The organism is Roseivivax sp. THAF30 (genome assembly GCF_009363575.1).
GTDB classification, from domain to species: domain Bacteria; phylum Pseudomonadota; class Alphaproteobacteria; order Rhodobacterales; family Rhodobacteraceae; genus Roseivivax; species Roseivivax halotolerans.
This window is the reverse complement of sequence record NZ_CP045389.1, coordinates 2756912-2775178: the sequence shown is the minus strand read 5'-3', so window position 1 is coordinate 2775178 and position 18267 is coordinate 2756912. Positions and strand designations below refer to the sequence as shown.

Genomic DNA, 18267 nt, shown 5'->3' with positions numbered 1-18267 from the left:
CCTCGGCGTGCCGGACGGGCCGGAGGGGCGGGGCCGGTTGTCCGGGGCGGCTCTTGGAGCCGCCCCGCCGCGAGACGCTTATGCGCCGTTGTTGCAGGAACCGAGCGAGCCGCCCGCGAATTGCGGGTGATCGGGCTCGTAGGTGACCTGGTCGGTCGGCGTGACCTCGACGATCTCCACGAGATCGAACTCGTTCTCGGGGTTTTCCTTGCCACGCACGACCACGACGTCCTTGAAGCACTGGTGGTCTTCGGCGCGGTAGAGGGTCGGGCCGTTGCCCAGACCGTCGAACTCGAAGCCTTCGAGGGCTTCGACCACGGCGCAGGGCTGGAACGAGCCGGCGCGCGCGACCGCATCCGCATAGAGCAGCGTCTGCACGTAGCAGGTATGCGCCGCCTGGCTCGGCGGGAAGCCGTATTTCTCACCGAAGGACTGAACGAAGGCGTTCGTGCCGATGTAGCGCTCACCGAGCTGGTTCTCGAGTTTCCAGTCCCAGTTCTGCGAGCCGAGGATGCCGGCGATGTTCTCGCCCGCACCGCGTGCCATCAGCTCGGAGTAGAGCGGCACGACGATCTCGAACTGCTTGCCGTTGGCTTCCGCCTCGCGCAGTCCGAACTGAACGGCGTTGGTCAGCGAGTTGACCATGTTGCCGCCGTAGTGGTTGAGCACGAGCACGTCTGCGCCCGAGTTCAGGACCGGCGCGATATAGGACGAGAAGTCGGTCTGGGTGAGCGGGGTCTTGACCGAGTTGACGGTCTCCCAGCCAAGCGCCTCGGTCGAGGACACCATCGCCTCCTCGGTCGTGTAGCCCCAGTTGTAGTCGGCGGTCAGGTGATAGGCTTTGCGGTCAGCGCCATATTGATCGATGAGGATCGGCGCGAGTGCGGCACCCGACATGTACGAGTTGAAGAAGTGACGGAAACCGTTGGCTTTCCGGTCCTTGCCCGTCGTGTCGTTGGAGTGGGTCAGGCCGGCCATGAAGATGATGCCCGCCTCCTGGCAGAGCGCCTGCACAGCCACGGCCACGCCGGAGGACGAACCGCCGGAGACCATGATCGCGCCGTCCTTCTCGATCATCGAGCGGGCGGAGGCACGAGCCGCGTCGGACTTGGTCTGGGTGTCGCCGGTCACGAACTCGACGCGCTTGCCGAGGATGCCGTTGCCCTCGAGCGCCTGGCTCGAGAAGGTCTGCAGCATGCCGCCATCGCCTTCGCCGTTCAGGTGCTCGACGGCGAGTTCGAATGCGCGCAGCTCGTCTGCGCCCTCATCGGCGTAAGGCCCCGATTGCGGCACGTTGAAGCCGAGCGTCACCGTGTCGCCCGTGGGCGCGTTGGTGAACCCGCTGTCCTGCGCGCGCAGATATGTCGGCAGCGACAGGCCGGCGGCCGCGCCGGCGCTGGTCTTGATCAGGCCGCGACGTGTCAGATTGAATCTGGACATCAATTCCTCCCTTTATGGTTCGTTCAGGCCGGCACTCCTCCTGCCGGACGCGCAAAGGTACCCTTGCGTGCAAACGCAGTATGGGGAGGGATCGGAAAAGTGTTCAACAAATCCTTTCGCTGCAACGCTTTATTTGTGAATTAATCAACTAGATGATGCTTCGATCTGTAAATTGATTTATGTTGCGCCGCAGAAAGGCGTTGGCTTGGCAGGATAATTCGCGATGGCACGAGACACGTTGACTGGCAGCCGCATCCGCGAAAGGCGCATTATCGCGGGCATGAAACAGGCCGAGCTCGCCAAGGCGTCGGGTATCTCGCCATCCTATCTCAACCTGATCGAGCATAATCGCCGCAGAATCGGCGGAAAGCTTCTTCTAGAGATTGCGCGCATCCTCGAAGTCGAGCCCGCGCTCCTGAGCGAAGGCGCGGAGGCGACGCTGATACAGACCTTGCGCGAGGCTGCGACGGGGGTTTCCGGCTCCGGGGCGGAGCTTGATCGGGTGGACGAATTCGCCGGCCGCTTTCCGGGCTGGGCCGGGCTTCTGGCGGCAATGCAGCGGCGGATCGCGGCGCTCGAGCAGGCGGTAGACACGTTGTCGGACCGCGTCACGCATGACCCTCAACTCGCCGCCTCCCTGCACGAAATGCTGAGCCGGGTGACGGCGATCCGCTCCGCGGCGTCGATCCTCGCCGAGCCCGGTGAGATTTCTCCGGAATGGCAGGGGCGCTTTCACCGGAATATCTACGAGGATAGCGGCCAGCTTGCCGAGACCTCGCGCGGGCTTGTCGCTTATCTCGAAGCGGCCGACGCGCATTCGGCCGCCCAGGCGACCGCGCCCCAGGAGGAGCTCGACAAGGTGCTGGAGGCGGAAAACTACGCCTTTCCGGCGCTCGACCTCGGCCATGCGAGCCCTGAAGAGATGGCGGATCGGCTCGGCGGGGATATCTCGGCCACCGCGCGAACCATGCTGACTGAATATCTTGTGCGTTACGCCGAGGATGCCGCCGCTTTGCCGATGCGCGATCTCGCGCCCGTTTTGTCCGAAAAGGGACCGGACCCTGTCTCGGTGGCTGCCGCGATCGGTCAGCCCGTGGCGCGCACGATGCGCCGGATCGCGGCGCTCGGGACGGAGGCGAGCAGCGGGCTCGGTCTTGCGATCTGCGATGCTTCGGGGGTGCTGACCTGCCGACAGCCAGTCCCGGTCTTCCCCTTGCCGCGGTTCGGCTCGGGCTGTCCGCTCTGGCCGCTCTATGCCGCGCTGACCCGTCCCGGAGAGCCGATCTCCGCGCGGATCGTGCAGCCGGGGCGGCCGCCGCACCCGGTGCGGGCCTTCGCCATCGCCGAACCGATCGAGCCGCCGCGCCTCGACCGGCCGGCTCTCTGCGAGGCGACGATGCTCATCGTGCCGGGGCGCGACGACGATGGCGGTCCGGCGCTCGAGGTGGGCGTCAACTGCCGGATCTGTCCGCGCGAGGCGTGTCCGGGCAGACGCGAGCCCAGCATTCTCGGACATGATGTGTCTGCGGCGTTTTGACAGGCGGCCTGCGCTTCTTCATACAGTACGAGCCGCCAGAGAATTCGATGCGGGGTTCCGGTGCAACGGGGGAGGGGAGGCCGCCTTGCATGTCCAAACGACTTCTGCTGATCGAAGATGAGCCCAACATCATCGAGGCGATCAGTTTTATCCTGTCGCGCGATGGCTGGCACGTGGCCTCGCACTCTTCGGGCACCACTGCGATGGAGCGGCTGCGTGCCGAGCCGCCGGATGTGGTGATCCTCGATGTCATGCTGCCGGGCCGCAGCGGCTACGAGGTGCTTCGCGACATTCGCGACGACCCGTCGCTCGCAAAGATCCCCGTGCTCATGCTGACCGCGCGCGGCCAGACCAAGGATCGCGAATTGGCCGAACGGGCCGGCGCGGATCTGTTCATGACCAAGCCGTTCTCCAATACCGAGGTTCTGGAGGCCGTGCGTGCCCTGGTGCCCGCCACATGAGCGAGCCGCGCGAGACGCATAGCGGGCCGCCGGTCTACTTTCTCGAGAGGCAGACTTACCGGCGGCGGCGGCTCGAGGATGCGGCGCGGCTCCTGCCCGTGATAGGGGCCTTTGCCTGGCTGGTGCCGCTCCTCTGGCCGCGTCAGGGCCCGGAGGCGCCGGGCATGGGCAATGCACTGATCTACATCTTCGGCGTGTGGATCGTGCTGGCTCTCATCGGCGCGATCCTGTCGCAGCGGCTTGGCCGGCGCGAGCCGCCCGAGCCGGTCCGGAGCGCGGAGGAATGATCTCCTTCAACGGGCTCGTCGTGATCTGCCTGGCCTATGTCGCCATGCTCTTCGCGGTGGCCTTCACCGCCGACCGCTTCGCGCGGAAGGGGCACAGCCGGTGGCTGCGCTCTCCCATCGTCTATACCCTGTCCCTGTCGATCTATGCGACGGCCTGGACGTTCTACGGCGCGGTCGGCTCCGCGGCGCGAAGCGGGCTCGAATACATCACGATCTATCTCGGACCGAGCCTCGTGATGTTCGGCTGGTGGTGGCTATTGCGAAAACTCGTCCGCATCGGCCGCTCACAACGCATCACCTCCGTGGCGGACCTCATCTCCTCGCGCTTCGGTAAGTCGAACCTTCTGGCGGTGCTCGTCACGATCCTGTCGGTCATCGCAGCGACGCCTTACATCGCTCTCCAGCTGCAATCCGTGACGGTCTCCTTCGAAGTCTTCGCCAATGGTGGCGACACCGATACCGGCGAGGTTGTCGGACGAAATACCGCCTTCTGGGTCGCGATCGGTCTGGCGATCTTCACCGTCATTTTCGGCACGCGGAACCTCGATGCAAACGAGCGCCACCACGGTGTCGTCATGGCCATCGCGGTGGAGGCGGTGGTCAAGCTGACTGCGCTTCTGGCCGTGGGCATCTTCGTCGTCTGGGGGCTTGCCGGCGGGGTGTCGCAGACGCTCGAGGTCATCGAGGCCAGCGAGCTCGGCCAGTGGCAAGTGCATGGCGGGCGCTGGGCGGGGCTCATCTTCATCTCGGGCGCGGCCTTTCTTTGTCTGCCGCGCATGTTCCAGGTTCTGGTGGTCGAAGCGGCGGACGAGGATCACCTTCGCACGGCGAGCTGGGCCTTTCCGGCCTACCTGATGGCGATGTCGATCTTCGTCGTGCCGATCGCGGCGGTCGGCCTCGCGGTTCTGCCGTCCGACGCCAATCCCGACCTCTTCGTGCTGACGCTGCCCTTGTCGCAAGGGGCCGAGGGCGTTGCGGTCCTGTCGTTCCTCGGCGGCTTCTCCTCGGCGACCTCGATGGTGATCGTGGCGGCGATCGCGCTTTCGACGATGGTGTCGAACCATATCGTCATGCCGATCTGGCTGCGGCTCGCGGGCGGGCGCGCAACGATCTCGGGCGATGTGCGTAACGTGGTGCTGACGGCGCGCCGGGTATCCATCGTCTCCATCGTGCTGCTTGGCTACATGTACTACGCGGTCTCGGGGGGCGGCTCGGCGCTCGCGGCGATCGGGCTTATTTCCTTCGTCGGGGTTGTGCAGGTTCTGCCATCCATGATCGGTGGCATCTTCTGGCGCGGCGCGACCCGCACGGGCGCTGTCGCGGGGTTGGTGATCGGCTCCGTGATCTGGCTCTACACGTTCTTCCTGCCCTCTATCGGGATCGAGGTCTTCTCGGAGCGGACGCTGGCCGAAGGACCGTGGGGCCTTGGATGGCTGCGCCCGCAAGCGCTCTTTGGCATCGCGGGGCTTGATCCGTTTTTGCATGCGCTTCTGTGGTCGCTGGCGCTCAACGCGCTGGCATTCTTCGGCGGCTCGGTCCTGAGCTTCCCCACTCCGGTGGAGCGGCTGCAAGGCGCACAGTTCGTCAACATCTTCCAGCATTCGGGCGGGCCGCGCAGCTGGTCGTCGGGCGTCGCTCAGACCGAGGATCTGCTCATCATGGCGCAGCGGATTCTCGGGCCGGGAGAGGCGATCGCGCTCTTCCGGCGCGAGGCCGAGCGGCAGGGCGTCCGCGGCGATCTTCCCGAGCCGCGCCCGGACTTCCTCGAAACGCTAGAGCGTGAGCTGGCAGGCTCGGTCGGTGCGGCCACCGCCCATGCAATGGTCGGACAGATCGTGGGCGGCACGTCCGTCTCCGTGCAGGATCTCATCGCGGTCGCCGACGAATCGGCGCAGCTCATGGAATATTCCGCCCGTCTCGAAGCGCAATCGGCGGAGCTGTCCAGCACCGCGCGGCAGCTTCGCGAGGCCAATGACAAGCTCACGCGCCTCTCGGTGCAGAAGGACGCCTTTCTCAGCCAGATCAGCCATGAGCTTCGGACGCCGATGTCGTCGATCCGCGCCTTCTCGGAAATCCTGCGCGATTCGGGCGGACTTTCTGCCGAAGAGCAGTCGAAATTCGCCTCTATCATCCATGATGAGACGATCCGCCTGACCCGGCTTCTCGACGATATCCTCGACTTGTCGGTGATGGAGAACGGGCGCGTCTCGTTGAACATGCGGGAGGGTCGGCTCTGCGATGTGCTCGACCGCGCGGTCGCGGCCGGATCGGTCGGAGAGAGCGACGAGGTCTCGCTCGAGGTGCGGCGCGACCGCTCGACGGAGGACATTGTCCTCTACACCGATCTCGACCGGCTTTCGCAGGTGTTCATCAACATCATCTCGAACGCGCGGAAATATTGCGAGACCGCCAAACCGCGCCTGACCATTCGTGTCCAGGATCAGAACAGGGCGCTCGCCATCGACTTCATCGACAACGGACAGGGTATTCCGCGCGACTCCCGTGATGTGATCTTCGAGAAATTCGCCCGGATCTCGGACCAGCGCGCCGGGGGCGCAGGGCTCGGGCTGGCGATCTGCCGGCAGGTGATGGAGCGACTGGGCGGCACGATCACCTACCTGCCAGGACAAGGTGGCGCGGGCTTCCGCGTTCTCTTGCCCCGCAAGGCGGCGCTCGCGGCCGAATAGTCTGCGCCTCAACGGAATTGTAACCATCGCCTTTCATACCCGTTCGAGAGGTGCGGGCCCCGGGGAACGGAATGAACGCGCAGAATGCGGCGAACAGCGATGTACTCAGACGCAAGGTAGAGGCCGGACGCCGCGCCGCCGCCTCTGCAGGCATGCCGCCTGAAAAGGCGCTGGCGCGCGCCTTTGCCCGCGCGGCCGAGACGCAATGGAACCTCGCGCTCGTCTGCCGGGACGTGCGGAAGGTGCGGCTTGATCAGGCCGGGGCGGAAGCACTTATGGAGGAGGGCGGGCTCATTCTCGGGATGGACGCGCCCGAGGGCGAGCTCGGTTTCGCATTGTTCGACCGCGCCCTTGTCGCGGGCCTGACGGAGATTCAGACGTTCGGGATCGTCACGCCCCAATCGCCCGAAGAGCGGGCCTTTACAGATACCGACGCGGCCATGACGGCGGCGCTTCTCGACCCCGCCATGATGCGGATGGAAGCAATGCTGGAAGGGCAGAAGATGGGTGCGGCGCTGCGCGGATTCCGATACGCCGCGCGGATCGAGACGGCGCGCATCGCGGGCACGCTTCTCGATGCGGAGAGCTACGTGGTGCTGCGCGCGCAGGTGGAACTGGCCGGCGGGCGACGCATTGGCCGGCTCGCACTCATTCTTCCTGAAGCCGCGAATGGCGCGGCGGCCTCAGCGCCAGATCTGGCTATGAAAGGGCCTCTCGGGGCGCACGCGCATCTGCTGCACGCGCCGCTCGAGGCGGTGCTCTGCAGGTTGAATATCTCGCTTGCGTCTCTTCAGAGCCTCAAACCCGGCGATTCCTTGCCACTGCCGGTCACGGCGCTTGGCGCGGCGGAGCTGCGTAGTCCGGGCGGGGCGCTGGTGGCCCGCGGGAATCTTGGCCGCCTCAATGGTCAACGCGCCTTTCGGGTCGGCGGATCGGACGAGCCGGGGAACCGCGCATCCGCTGAGGCGCCAGTGGCCAGCCAGCCCGAGCGTGTCGAAGATACCGAGCTTCCAGCGCCGGGAGATCCGGGTCGCGCTGATCCTCTCGCGGAGTTACCGCCGCTGGATTTCGGAGCGGCGATGGCGGAATTGCCGAACCTGTCGTGAGACGTGGCGCGCGTCAGCGCTGGGCGGCGAGCGCTTCGAGCGTCGGGGCGAGCCCGCCGAGATCGTATCCCGCCTCGGCAGCGCGGGACAGGATGTCGCCGACCGGCTCTTGGCCTGCGCGGGACAGGGCCCAGACCACCGTGCAGCGCGTGCCCGAGGCGCAATAGGCCAGGACTTTCTCGCCGCCATCTTCCACGAGGGTCGCTTGCCGCGCAACGTTCTCCGGCGTCATCGTCTGATGCGTCAGCGGCAGCACCTCGAAGTCGACACCCGCCGCCTTGGCCGCCTCGGCGATAGACACCGCCTGGTGCGACGGCGGCACTTCGGCGTCTGGGCGATTGCAGATCACGCGGGTGAAGCCAGCCTCCGCGATACCCGGCAAGTCCTCCGGATCGATCTGCGGAGAGACGAAATAGCGGTCGGTGATGCGTCTTGCGTCCATGTCCCGGCCTTACTCCGCAGGAACGGCGCTGTCCAGACGGCGCGATAGGACAGGGGCCGCGCCCATGCCGGCCAGCATCGCCGCCGCGAAGATCCACACTCCCGGATCGCCATAGCCCAACGAGGCGATAACCGGCCCGGGGCAGAGCCCGACAAGACCCCAGCCCATCCCGAAAAGGACCGACCCGATCACGAGCTTGCGCCCGACTTCGGCTTTGGGCGGAACGGGAAAGCTGCCGCCCGCAAGCGGGGCCGCTCGGCGCGCGCTGACCTGCCAGGCGATGGCCATCGGGATCATCGCACCGCCCATCACGAAGGCAAGGGTCGGATCCCAGTCGCCGAAGACATCGAGCCACCCTTGGACTTTCGCCGTGTCCGTCATGCCCGAAAGGTAAAGGCCGCCGCCGAACAGCGCGCCTGCGAGGAAAGCCAGAGCGTTACGCATCACACCACCCCCAGAACGTGCCGGAACAGCGTGATCGTCAGACCGCCTGCCAGGATGTAGAAACAGGTCGCCACGATCCCGCGCAGCGACAGCCGCGAGATCCCGCAGACGCCGTGCCCGGAGGTGCAGCCGTTTGCGATCCGCGTGCCAATCCCGACGAGAAGCCCGCCGGCGACCAGCAGAACCAGGTTCCCTGTCAGGTGATTGTCCACAGGCCCGAGGGTCAGGACCAAAAGCAGCGGCAGCAGCGCTGTCCCGGCGAGGAACGCGATCCGCTCTCCGGCATTGCCACGGCCGGTGCCGTCGACAAGCCCTCCGATCAGGCCGGATGCGCCCATGATCCGTCCGTTTCCAAGCAGGAACACCGCCCCGCCCGTGCCGATCAGCAGCCCGCCGATCAGTCCCATGATCCAGTCTGTTGGCATGTCGCCCTCGCTCTGCCCGTTTCAGAAAGACACATGCGTATTTTCGAATGTATTGCAAGGGGGACTCGCTGCGACCTGCTGTCCGGTGCGCTGCTTGCAGGGGGCGGGGGCTTTCCGCCATATTGTGGATAAGTCCTGCTTCAGACAGGATTTCAGGCCCTTGCGCGAGGAACGACCTCGGCGCTGTCAAAGGAAGTCGTCATGGCGGACCTCGTCGAGCGCAGCCAACGCGAAGACGTCGCGATTCTGCAGATCGCGCATCCTCCGGTCAACGCGTTGACAGGGCCGGTTCGCCTTGCCCTCGCGGCGGCGCTCGATGCCGCGATCGCCGATCCCGCCGTGGCGAAGATCGTGATCGCGGGGCGCGGACAGATGTTCTGCGGCGGCATGGACCTGACGGAAATCGAGGGCAAGGATGCCGGCCTGCCTCTAGCCGGTCTCGCGGCGCGGATCGAGGACAGCCCCAAGCCAGTCATCGCCGCCCTGCACGGGTTGGTTCTGGCTGGAGGGGCAGAGATCGCGCTCGCCGCCCATCACCGCGTTGCCCATGCCGAGGCACGGCTCGCCTTCCCGGAAATCCAGCTCGGTCTCGTGCCGCGTGGCGGCGCGACCCAGCGTCTGCCGCGTCTCGTCGGGGCAGGCCCGGCGCTCGAGCTGCTCTTGTCGGGGCGGCCGGTATCCTTTTCCGATCCGCGTCTGCGCGGCGTGGCGGACCGGATCGTCGACGGCGATCTGCCGCGCGCGGCCTTGGTTCTCGCGAGCGAGCTTGGCGATACCCCGCAGCCGCGCGCGACCGCCGCCATGACCCAAGGCTTCCGAGATCCCATGGCCTACCAGGCCGCCATCGCCAAGGCCCGGAGCGAGACCCGCGCGGGGCCTGACCCGGCTGCGGAGGAGATCATCGCCTGTGTCGAGGCGGCGCAGCTCTTGCCCTTCGAGGCCGGGATCGCGCGCGAGGGCGACGCCTTTGCCGAGCTTGCCGCCTCCGATCGCTCGCGCGCGCTTCGGCATCTCTACAATGCCGAGCGCCGTGTCGGCCGCCTGACGCCCGAGGAACGCGCTCAGCCCGCCGAGATCAACCGCGTCGCGGTTCTGGGCGGCGGCCCGCTTGCCACGCAGCTCGTCGTCGCACTTCTGGAGCGCAACATGGGAGTCAATTGGGGTACGCGCGATCCGGGCATGCTCCGCGACGGGATGGGGGAGGTCACGCGTCTCATGCGCGCCGCCAAGGAACGGCTGCGCCTCGACGAGGCGACGCTGACACAAAGGCTCGACAAGCTCGATCTCGGTGAGAGCAGGGCGATGGCGCTGAGCGTGGACATCGCGCTCATCGCCGCGCGCGGGCAGGGCGCGATCGAGCTCCCGGACGGCGTGCCGCGCGTCAAGGTCTTTCCCGACGCCGTCGACGGGCTCGGCATACGCTTCGGCGCGCCGCTCTCGACCTCGCCGCTTGCGGAGATCCTCACGGGACCGGCCGCCGGACCCGGCGATGTCGCCCGCGCTGCCGCGCTTCTGCGCCGTATGGGGAAACGGTTCCTGCGTGCGAGCTCGACCGGGCCGAGCGTCGGTGGCCGGATCATGGCGGCGCTGCACCGCGCGGCCGATGCGCTCGTCGATATGGGAGAGGATCCGTTCGACATCGATGCCGCGATCCGCGACTGGGGTTGGCCACGCCCGCCATTCGAGCTGCGCGACGTGCGCGGGCTTGCCGAATTCGCGGGTGCCGAGCGCGGCGATGGCGCGCGCAACTGGTCGGCGGCGCTGGTCCAGTCGGGACGGACCGGGCGCAATTGCGGGCGCGGCTTCTACCTTCATGGCACAAGCGGGCCTCGGCCCGACGCCGCCGTCACCGCCCTCATCGACGATCACAGGCCCCGCGCCGATCCGCCGCGCGATGCCGAGAAGCTTCGTGTGCTGCTGCTGGCGGCCCTCGCCAACGAGGGCGCACGGATGCTGCAAGAGGGCATGGTCGCGCGTCCCGAAGCGATCGATGTCGCGCTGGTCCTCGGACAGGCTTTCCCGCGCGCTCTCGGAGGCCCGATGCAGGCCGCCGATACGGCGGGCCTTTTCCGGCTGAAGCAGGCGCTGGATGCGGCCGACCATCCCGACCGCGCTTTCTGGACGCCTGATCCCCTTTGGGCGGATCTAGTCAAGAACGGCCGGCGTTTCGCAGATCTGAACGGCTGAGCCGCGGCGGCAGGACGTCGCGTCATCCACCTCGTGCCGCTGCGTCCGGACGCTTGCATGGGCGCGGAAAGCCAAACACACTTCGCAACGGGAGAATTGGGAGGACGACCATGACCTTTGCATCCTTTGCGGATCGCGATGCGATAGAAAACGAGATGCCGTGGGCAGACCGGGATCTGCCGGAGACGCTGTACGGACTTCTGTCGCGCACCGCGGGGAAGTTCCCGGATCGTCCGGCGGTCAGCTACCAGATCTTTTCGGGCCCGACCGACAAGGCGGAAACCGTCGGCTGGCGCGAGCTTCGCGAGAAGACGGCGCAATCGGCGAACCTCTTCCGCTCGCTCGGTGTCGGCGAGAACGATGTCGTCGCCTACATTCTGCCCAATGCGAACGAGACGATCTATGCGCTGCTCGGCGGGGCGGTGACCGGGATCGTCAACCCGATCAATCCCTTGCTCGAGCCCGAGCAGATCGCCGCGATCCTCCGCGAGACAGGCGCCAAGGTCGTCGTCACGCTGAAGCCCTTCCCCAAGACCGATGTCGCCCAGAAGGTGCAAGAAGCGGTGCGCCATGCGCCCAAGGTCTCCACGGTGCTCGAGGTCGACCTCAACCGCTACCTCACGCCGCCCAAGAGCTGGATCGTCCCGCTCGTGCGCCCGAAACTGGCGGGCAAGAGCCATGCGGATGTCAAAAGCTTCACCAAGGAGATGGCCAAGCAATCGACCGAGCTGACCTTCAAGGACAGCGATGGCGACCGCGTGGCGGCCTATTTCCACACCGGCGGCACGACCGGCATGCCGAAAGTCGCGCAGCACCTTTATTCGGGCATGATCTATAACGGCTGGCTTGGGCACCGGCTCCTCTTCACCGAGGAGGACAACATCATCTGCCCGCTGCCCTTGTTCCACGTTTTCGCCTGTCACGTGATCCTTATGGCGGCGGTGGCCTCGGGCGCGCATGTGGTCTTCCCGACGCCGCAGGGCTATCGCGGCGAAGGCGTCTTCGACAATTTCTGGAAGCTGGTGGAGCGCTGGAAGATCTCCTTCGTCATCACCGTGCCGACCGCCGTCTCAGCACTGATGCAGCGCAAGGTCGATGCGGATGTCTCCACCGTGAAAACCGCCTTCTCGGGCTCGGCGCCGATGCCGCTGGAATTGTTCAAGCGGTTCGAAGCGGCCTCTGGCGTGACCGTCGTCGAAGGCTACGGGTTGACCGAGGCGACCTGCCTCGTCTCCTGCAATCCGCCCGACGGCGAGAAGAAGGTCGGCTCGATCGGCATTCCCTTCCCGTATACAGAAGTGAAGATCGTCAAGCAGACTGGCGACGGGCCGACGCAATGCGCCACCGACGAGATCGGCGAGATCTGCATCTCCAGCCCCGGCGTCTATGCCGGCTCGACCTATACCGAGGAAGACAAGAACCGCGATCTCTTCCACGAGGGCCGGTACCTGCGTACCGGCGATCTCGGCCGGATCGACGCGGACGGCTATCTCTGGATCACCGGCCGTGCCAAGGATCTCATCATTCGCGGCGGCCACAATATCGACCCCGCCGATATCGAGGAGGCGCTGCTCACCCATCCCGCCGTGGCGTTCGCCGGCGCGATCGGTCAGCCCGACGCGCATTCGGGCGAGGTGCCTTGCGCCTATGTCGAACTCGTCGATGGCGGCGAGGTAACCGAGGACGCGCTCATCGAGCATTGCAAGACGCATGTGCATGAACGCGCCGCGCAGCCCAAGTATCTCGGCATCCTCGACGAGCTGCCGAAGACCGCGGTCGGCAAGGTCTTCAAGCCGGATCTGCGCAAGCGCGCGATCACCCGCGTCTACAATGCCGCGCTCGAGGAAAAGGGCGTGCCGGCGCGCGTGACATCGGTGATCGACGACAAGAAGCGCGGCCTCGTCGCGCAGGTCACCGCCAACGGCGCGTCCGAGGCGGATGTGAACAGCGCGCTTGCCGCTTTCACGCGCCCCTGGGAATGGACCGAGGAAGCCAGCGTCGCCGCAGAGTGATCGCTCCCTCTTTTGGGTTGGCGAAAATACCGCGGGAGCGCGAGGGCAGAGCCCTCGCCGCCGCGCCCCCTCAAGGGGCGCGGCGCTTTTTTACATCACGATGACGTTGCGCCGCGCCGCGCCGCTGCGCGTGTCGGTGATCGCCTCGTTGATCTGACCGAGCTCCCACCGGCCCGAGATCAGCTCCTCGAGCTTCAGCCGTCCCTGCGCCCAGAGATCCGCCATCCAGGGGATGTCCCGCGCGATCACCACGTCTCCCATCTTGGAGCCGAGGAAGCTCTGGCCGGTATAGGCGGTCTTGAACGGCTCGTAGCTGGCGCTCTGGCCCACATGCGGCAAGCCCAGCATGACGATCCGCCCGCCCCAGCCGAGATATCTCGGCGCGGCCTCGTAAGCGGCCGCGGCTCCGACCGCGACGGCGACGAGGTCGGCACCCTTGCCGAGCGTGCGCATCGCCTCGCGCCAGGGCTTGCCGCCCGAGGCGAGCACCCCGTCCGTCGCGCCGAATTCCCGGGCGATCTCGAGCTTTTCCTCGTTCATGTCGACCGCCACGATCCGCCGGGCGCCTGCAAGCCGCGCGCCTTGGATCGCGTTGAGGCCGACGCCGCCCGCGCCGATCACCACAACATCCTCACCGGGGCGAAGCGCGCCTGCATTGACCACGCCGCCGACCCCGGTGATGACCCCGCAGCCCAGAAGCGCCGCGACCTCCCCAGGCATCGCTTCCGGCACCGCCACGCATTGATTGCGCTGGATCACCACCTGGCTTGCGAAGGCGCCGCAATCCATCTCGGCGGAGACCGGCGTGCCGTCGGCGCGCGCCAGCGGGGTCGGATGCACGGGTCGCGACTGGCACAGCGTCGGCTTGCCGCCCGTGCACGTGGCGCAGGCGCCGCAGGACCGGATCAGCGTCATCACCACGCGCTGCCCGATCTCGAGATCCGCAACGCCCGACCCGAGCGCCGTCACGCGGCCGGCCGCTTCGTGGCCCAGCACCAGCGGCACCTTGCCGCCGAACCCGCCATCGGCATAGGCGATGTCCGAATGGCAGACCGCGACGGCCTCCACCTCGACAGCGATCTCGCCTGAGCGGGGCTCCAAGATCTTCAGCGTTTCGATCTGCATCGGCTGGCCGAATTCGGTCAGTACGGCGGCGGTAATGGCACTCATGCGAGGCTCCTTGATGGTTTTCCCACGCCGCCCGGTCCGAGCATCAGCGCAAGCGCAATGCCGAGGAGGCCGACGGAGAGCAGAAACGGCGCACCGGCAAAGCCGTCTTCGCCTCGGGTGAACCAGAAAAACGTGGTCGTCATCACGGGCGGCGACAGGATCGCCGCCATCGCGCCGGTCGCGCTGAAGAGACCCTGCAGCGCGCCTTGTTCGTCATCCGGGACCACGCGGGCGACAAGACCCTGGATCGCCGGGCTCGTGACCGCGGCAAAGCCCGCAAGCGGCACGAGGATCAGCACCAGCGTGCCCGATTGCAGGAAGGCCAGAAGGATGAAGACGAGCGAATTCATCGTGAGGCCATAGATCACCGTACCGCGCTCGCCGAGATGGCGCAGGAAGACCCGGATGAGACCGCCCTGCATGATCGCGGCGGTGATGCCGAATATGCCGAGTGAAAAGCCGATCAAGCCGGGGTCCCAGCCGAAGCGGGCGACGCCGTAATAGGACCAGATCGAGGGATAGACGAAGAAGGCCATCTGCAGGAGGAAGAACACCGCCAGCGCCCGCGACGTTCCGGGAATGCGCCGCAACGCACGGAACGCGCCAAGCGGGTCGAGGCGGCGGACATCCACGGGGCGGCGGCGCTCCTCGGTGACGGTCTCGGGCAGGGCGAGATAGCCGATCAGGAGGTTCAGCGCGGCAAGCGCGGCGGCAGCGAAGAAAGGTGCGCGGGTGCCGAATTCGCCCAGGAGACCGCCCAGAAGCGGGCCGATCACGAAGCCGATGCCGAAACCCGCGCCGATCAGTCCGAAATTCTGCGCCTTCTCTTCGGGACGCGAGAGGTCGGACATCGCCGCCGAGGCGACCGCCTGCGTCGCCGCCGTGATTCCGGCGACGATGCGGCCAAGAAGCAGAAGCCAGATCGTACCCGCAAAGCCCATGACCACGTAGTCGACCGCCATCCCGCCGAGCGCGCCGAAAAGGACCGGGCGCCGCCCGAAGCGGTCCGACAACGCGCCGAGCGCCGGCGCGCAGAGGAACTGCATCAACGCGAAGGCGGTCGCCAGGAGCCCGCCCCAGAGCGCCGCGTTGCCAATATCGCTGCCGGTGATCTCGCGCAGAAGGTCCGGCATCACCGGCATGATGAGCCCGATGCCCATCGCGTCGATCACCACGGTCGAGACCAGAAAGAGCTTGGCCGCGCGCATCGCGGCTCAGGCCTGCATCCGGACGGCGCGCGCGAAGTCGCGGGCTTCGGCCGGGGCCGTGCCCAGAAGCCGCGATGGAGCAAAGTCGACGGGTGCAATCGACGGATGCCGCTCGGCGGCCAGCGCGATGAGATCGGAGCCAGTCTCGGCGCTTTCGCGGGCGAGCGCTTTCATTGCGGCTTGCGCCTCTGGGCGCGGCATCTCGCGGGCGAGCGCGAAGGACAGCGCTTCAGCGGCAAGCGCACCGCTCATGTTTCGCGCCATCGCTTCGGGACGGGGGGCGAGGCCGTCCAGAAGCGGCGCGCATGTCTCTATCGCGGCGGCCCCGGTCAGGCAGAGTTGCGGCAGCACCATCCATTCGGTGAACCAGGTCGCGCCGTCGCGCTGGTGGCGGTGACGCGCGGCCTGCATCAGCGTCGTCTGAAGCCCCGTGCCGTGATGGGCCAGCATCGACAGGACCGAGGGTGCGACCGGGTTCTGCTTCTGCGGCATGGTCGAGGAGGCGCCCGCTTCCCCAAGCGTGACCTCGGCGACCTCGGTCGCGGCGAGCGCGGTCAGATCCTCGCCGATCTTGCCAATTGCCGTCACGAGCCGCGCGACCCAGCCGGCAAGCTTCGTCACGGGGGCGCGGTCGGTGTGCCAGCTCCGCTTGGGGTCAACGAGGCCGAGCGCCTCGGCAAGCTCGGCCCGGAGGGCCTCTGGATCGGGCCCCAGCATCGAGGCCGTGCCCGCCGCACCCGAGAGCGACACGCAGAGGCGGTCGCGCAAGCCGGCCGTCTCGGCGCGCAGGTCCAGAAGCGGCCAGCCCCAGCTCGCGACAACCGCTCCGAAGCTCGTCGGCGTTGCCTGCTGACCGTAGGTGCGCGCGGCCATCGGAAGCTCTGCATGGACCTCGGCCAGATCGGCAAGCCGCGTCAGAACGCGGTCGAGACCGGCCTCGTAATGGCTCAGCACCTGCCGCAGCCGCAGCATCAGGCCGGTGTCCATGATGTCCTGCGACGTCGCACCCCAATGGATATATTGCGCGTGTTCGGGCGCCTGCATCAGATCGCGGAAGGCCGCGACGAGGGCCGGGACCGGTACGCCGTTCGCGCCCGTCGCCTCCGCGAGGCCGCCAGGATCGACCTGCAGCTCCAGTGACGCGCGGTGGATCGCCTTGGCGCTGATCTCGGGGATGATCCCTGCCGCGCCCTCCGCCTTTGCCAGAGCACCGAGCACGATCAGCATGGCGCGGATCTCGGCGCTATCCGTGAAAAGCCGCGCGACTTCCCCGGTGGGGACGAGCTTGCCGTAGAGCTGGCTGCCGAACAGGGTCGCGCTCATGCCGCCGCGATCCTGTCCAGATGACGGGCGAGCCCCTCGGGCTCCGAGAAGAAGGGTGAATGGGATGTGTTCATGCGGATGACGTCCTCGGGCGGGAAATCGGCGGCCATCTCCTCCTGGAATTCTGGCGGAATGGCGCTGTCCTGTTGGCAAAGGATGTAGGAGCGCGGCACCGAGCGATAGCGTTCCCCCAGCGTCACTTTCGTCGCTTGCGGCAGGATCGCCTGGGGGCAGAGATTCTCGAGCGCGAAGTCCACGGCCTCGTCAGGGCAGTCATGGTAGAAAACCTCCCGCGCGTGCTCGGGGATCACCGAGAAGGTCACGCCATCCTCAGCCTTGGCAATTGCCTTCATGATCGGCTGGCGGGGAGCGCGCAGGCGCATGTCCACGAGCGAATGATCGTCCCAGGGCACGTAGGCGCAGAGATAGACGAGCCGCTCGATGTTCGCCGGATCAAGGTCGGCAGCGCGGCTGATCGGATAGCCGCCCATCGAATGGCCGACAACGAAGGAGGGCCGGTCGAGCGCGGTGTGGATCGCGGCGGCGTAGCCGTCGAGCGTGACATCTTCGGGCGCGGTCGGGTCGATCCCGTGCGAGGGCAGATCGATGGCCGTGGCGGTATGGCCCTTCGCGGCAAGCGCGGGCACGACATCGCGCCAGCACCAGGCCCCGTGACAGGAGCCGTGAACGAGCAGGAAATGCGCCATGTCAGCCCCGGACCTCGTGCAGGAATTCCGACAGGATGGCGGCGTATTCCTCCGGCTTCTCGACGCAAGGCAGATGACCCGCACCGCGGATCAGCTTGAACTTGGAGCCCGCGATCAGATCCGCCGTCTCTCGCACGAGATCGGGCGGGGTGGAACCGTCCTCGGAGCCCGCGATCCCGAGCGTGGGCAGCGTGATCGCCGCGGTCGTCGTGTAGAAATCCGTGCCCGCGATGGCTGCCGAACAGCCGACATAGCCGTCCTGCGGCTGGCGGACGAGCATGTTGCGCCAGGCGAGGAAAGGCGGCGTCTGCCGGAAGGTCTCAGAGAACCAACGCTGCATCGTGGCATCGGCGAGCGCTTCGATGCCGTCCGCCTCGACGCCCGCGATCCGCTCATCCCACATCTCGCGCGTGCCGATCTTCGCGCCGGTATTGGACAGCACGATCCCGCGCAGAAGCTCGGGCCGTTTCGCGGCGAGACCTTGCGCTATGAGGCCGCCGATGGAGAGACCGACGAAGATCACGCCGGTGAGTTCCAGGTGGTCGATCAGCATTTCCGCGTCCCGCACCAGCGTGCCCATCGGGTAAGGCGGCTTGGTGCATTGCGACAGGCCGTGTCCGCGCTTGTCATAGCGGATGTAGCGAAAACCGGCAGGCAGGAGCGGCAGAACCTGATCCCAGAGCCTCAGGTCGGTGCCGAGCGAATTGCCGAAGACGACCGGCACGCCGCCCGGATCGCCGTCTTCGCGGTAATGCAGCCGGATGCCGTCGAGCTCTGCGATCTTCATTTGCCCCTCCGAAGGCCGTTTGGCTGGAGCCTAGCGCGGCGCGC

Annotated in this window: 16 protein-coding genes; 7 read left to right on the top strand and 9 right to left on the bottom strand. The window is 66.9% G+C overall.

Features of this window, described 5'->3' with window-relative positions; translation table 11 throughout:
• Nucleotides 1–78 precede the first annotated feature (78 nt).
• A complete protein-coding gene (locus tag FIU91_RS13330; RefSeq protein ID WP_152462833.1) occupies nt 79–1440 on the bottom strand; it encodes a substrate-binding protein in 1362 nt (453 codons plus the stop codon).
• A 223-nt stretch (nt 1441–1663) separates the two neighbouring features.
• Here FIU91_RS13330 and FIU91_RS13325 point away from each other — a divergent pair, with 223 nt between their 5' ends.
• The 5 genes from FIU91_RS13325 (at nt 1664) to FIU91_RS13305 (ending at nt 7518) form a co-directional block, all read left to right on the top strand.
• Nucleotides 1664–2977: a helix-turn-helix transcriptional regulator gene (locus FIU91_RS13325; RefSeq protein ID WP_152462832.1), complete on the top strand. Its 1314-nt coding sequence runs from the start codon at nt 1664–1666 to the stop codon at nt 2975–2977.
• 89 nt (nt 2978–3066) lie between these two features.
• Entirely contained in the window at nt 3067–3438 is a 372-nt protein-coding gene (locus tag FIU91_RS13320) for a response regulator transcription factor (protein WP_152462831.1), read from the top strand.
• Entirely contained in the window at nt 3435–3725 is a 291-nt protein-coding gene (locus tag FIU91_RS13315; RefSeq protein ID WP_093010578.1) for a hypothetical protein, read from the top strand. The genes FIU91_RS13320 and FIU91_RS13315 overlap by 4 nt, the downstream gene beginning before the upstream one ends.
• Nucleotides 3722–6412 carry an ATP-binding protein gene (locus FIU91_RS13310; protein ID WP_152462830.1) on the top strand — a complete coding sequence of 897 codons (2691 nt, stop codon included), beginning with the start codon at nt 3722–3724 and terminating at the stop codon, nt 6410–6412. Before FIU91_RS13315 ends, FIU91_RS13310 begins: the two co-directional genes overlap by 4 nt.
• 71 nt (nt 6413–6483) lie before the next feature.
• On the top strand, nt 6484–7518 hold the full coding sequence (locus tag FIU91_RS13305) for a FliM/FliN family flagellar motor C-terminal domain-containing protein (RefSeq protein ID WP_152462829.1): 1035 nt from the start codon (nt 6484–6486) through the stop codon (nt 7516–7518).
• A 13-nt stretch (nt 7519–7531) separates the two neighbouring features.
• Here FIU91_RS13305 and FIU91_RS13300 read toward each other — a convergent pair whose 3' ends face one another.
• Genes FIU91_RS13300 through FIU91_RS13290 form a run of 3 tightly spaced genes read right to left on the bottom strand, consistent with a single transcriptional unit; the run spans nt 7532 to nt 8829 of the window.
• Entirely contained in the window at nt 7532–7960 is a 429-nt protein-coding gene (locus tag FIU91_RS13300; RefSeq protein WP_152462828.1) for a TIGR01244 family sulfur transferase, read from the bottom strand.
• Nucleotides 7961–7969: 9 nt separating this feature from the next.
• Nucleotides 7970–8404, bottom strand: a complete 435-nt coding sequence (locus tag FIU91_RS13295; RefSeq protein WP_152462827.1) for a DUF6691 family protein — start codon at nt 8402–8404, stop codon at nt 7970–7972.
• Nucleotides 8404–8829: a YeeE/YedE family protein gene (locus FIU91_RS13290; RefSeq protein WP_152462826.1), complete on the bottom strand. Its 426-nt coding sequence runs from the start codon at nt 8827–8829 to the stop codon at nt 8404–8406. Before FIU91_RS13290 ends, FIU91_RS13295 begins: the two co-directional genes overlap by 1 nt.
• Before the next feature lie 201 nt (nt 8830–9030).
• Between FIU91_RS13290 and FIU91_RS13285 the strand changes: the two genes are divergently transcribed.
• Nucleotides 9031–11016 carry an enoyl-CoA hydratase-related protein gene (locus tag FIU91_RS13285; protein WP_152462825.1) on the top strand — a complete coding sequence of 662 codons (1986 nt, stop codon included), beginning with the start codon at nt 9031–9033 and terminating at the stop codon, nt 11014–11016.
• 110 nt (nt 11017–11126) lie between these two features.
• Entirely contained in the window at nt 11127–13028 is a 1902-nt protein-coding gene (locus FIU91_RS13280) for an acyl-CoA synthetase (RefSeq protein ID WP_152462824.1), read from the top strand.
• A 90-nt stretch (nt 13029–13118) separates the two neighbouring features.
• Here FIU91_RS13280 and FIU91_RS13275 read toward each other — a convergent pair whose 3' ends face one another.
• From FIU91_RS13275 to pcaD, 5 genes are read right to left on the bottom strand one after another with little or no spacing between them, the layout of a single operon-like run.
• Nucleotides 13119–14198: an alcohol dehydrogenase catalytic domain-containing protein gene (locus tag FIU91_RS13275; protein WP_152462823.1), complete on the bottom strand. Its 1080-nt coding sequence runs from the start codon at nt 14196–14198 to the stop codon at nt 13119–13121.
• Nucleotides 14195–15406 (bottom strand): MFS transporter, encoded by a 1212-nt coding sequence (locus FIU91_RS13270; protein ID WP_093010596.1) that lies wholly within the window; start codon nt 15404–15406, stop codon nt 14195–14197. Before FIU91_RS13270 ends, FIU91_RS13275 begins: the two co-directional genes overlap by 4 nt.
• Nucleotides 15407–15412: 6 nt before the next feature.
• Nucleotides 15413–16729: a lyase family protein gene (locus FIU91_RS13265; RefSeq protein WP_152462822.1), complete on the bottom strand. Its 1317-nt coding sequence runs from the start codon at nt 16727–16729 to the stop codon at nt 15413–15415.
• On the bottom strand, nt 16726–17436 hold the full coding sequence (locus FIU91_RS13260) for an alpha/beta fold hydrolase (RefSeq protein WP_152462821.1): 711 nt from the start codon (nt 17434–17436) through the stop codon (nt 16726–16728). Before FIU91_RS13260 ends, FIU91_RS13265 begins: the two co-directional genes overlap by 4 nt.
• 1 nt (nt 17437) lies before the next feature.
• Complete coding sequence (gene pcaD, locus FIU91_RS13255) at nt 17438–18223, bottom strand: 3-oxoadipate enol-lactonase (protein WP_152462820.1); 786 nt, start codon at nt 18221–18223, stop codon at nt 17438–17440.
• Nucleotides 18224–18267 lie beyond the last annotated feature (44 nt).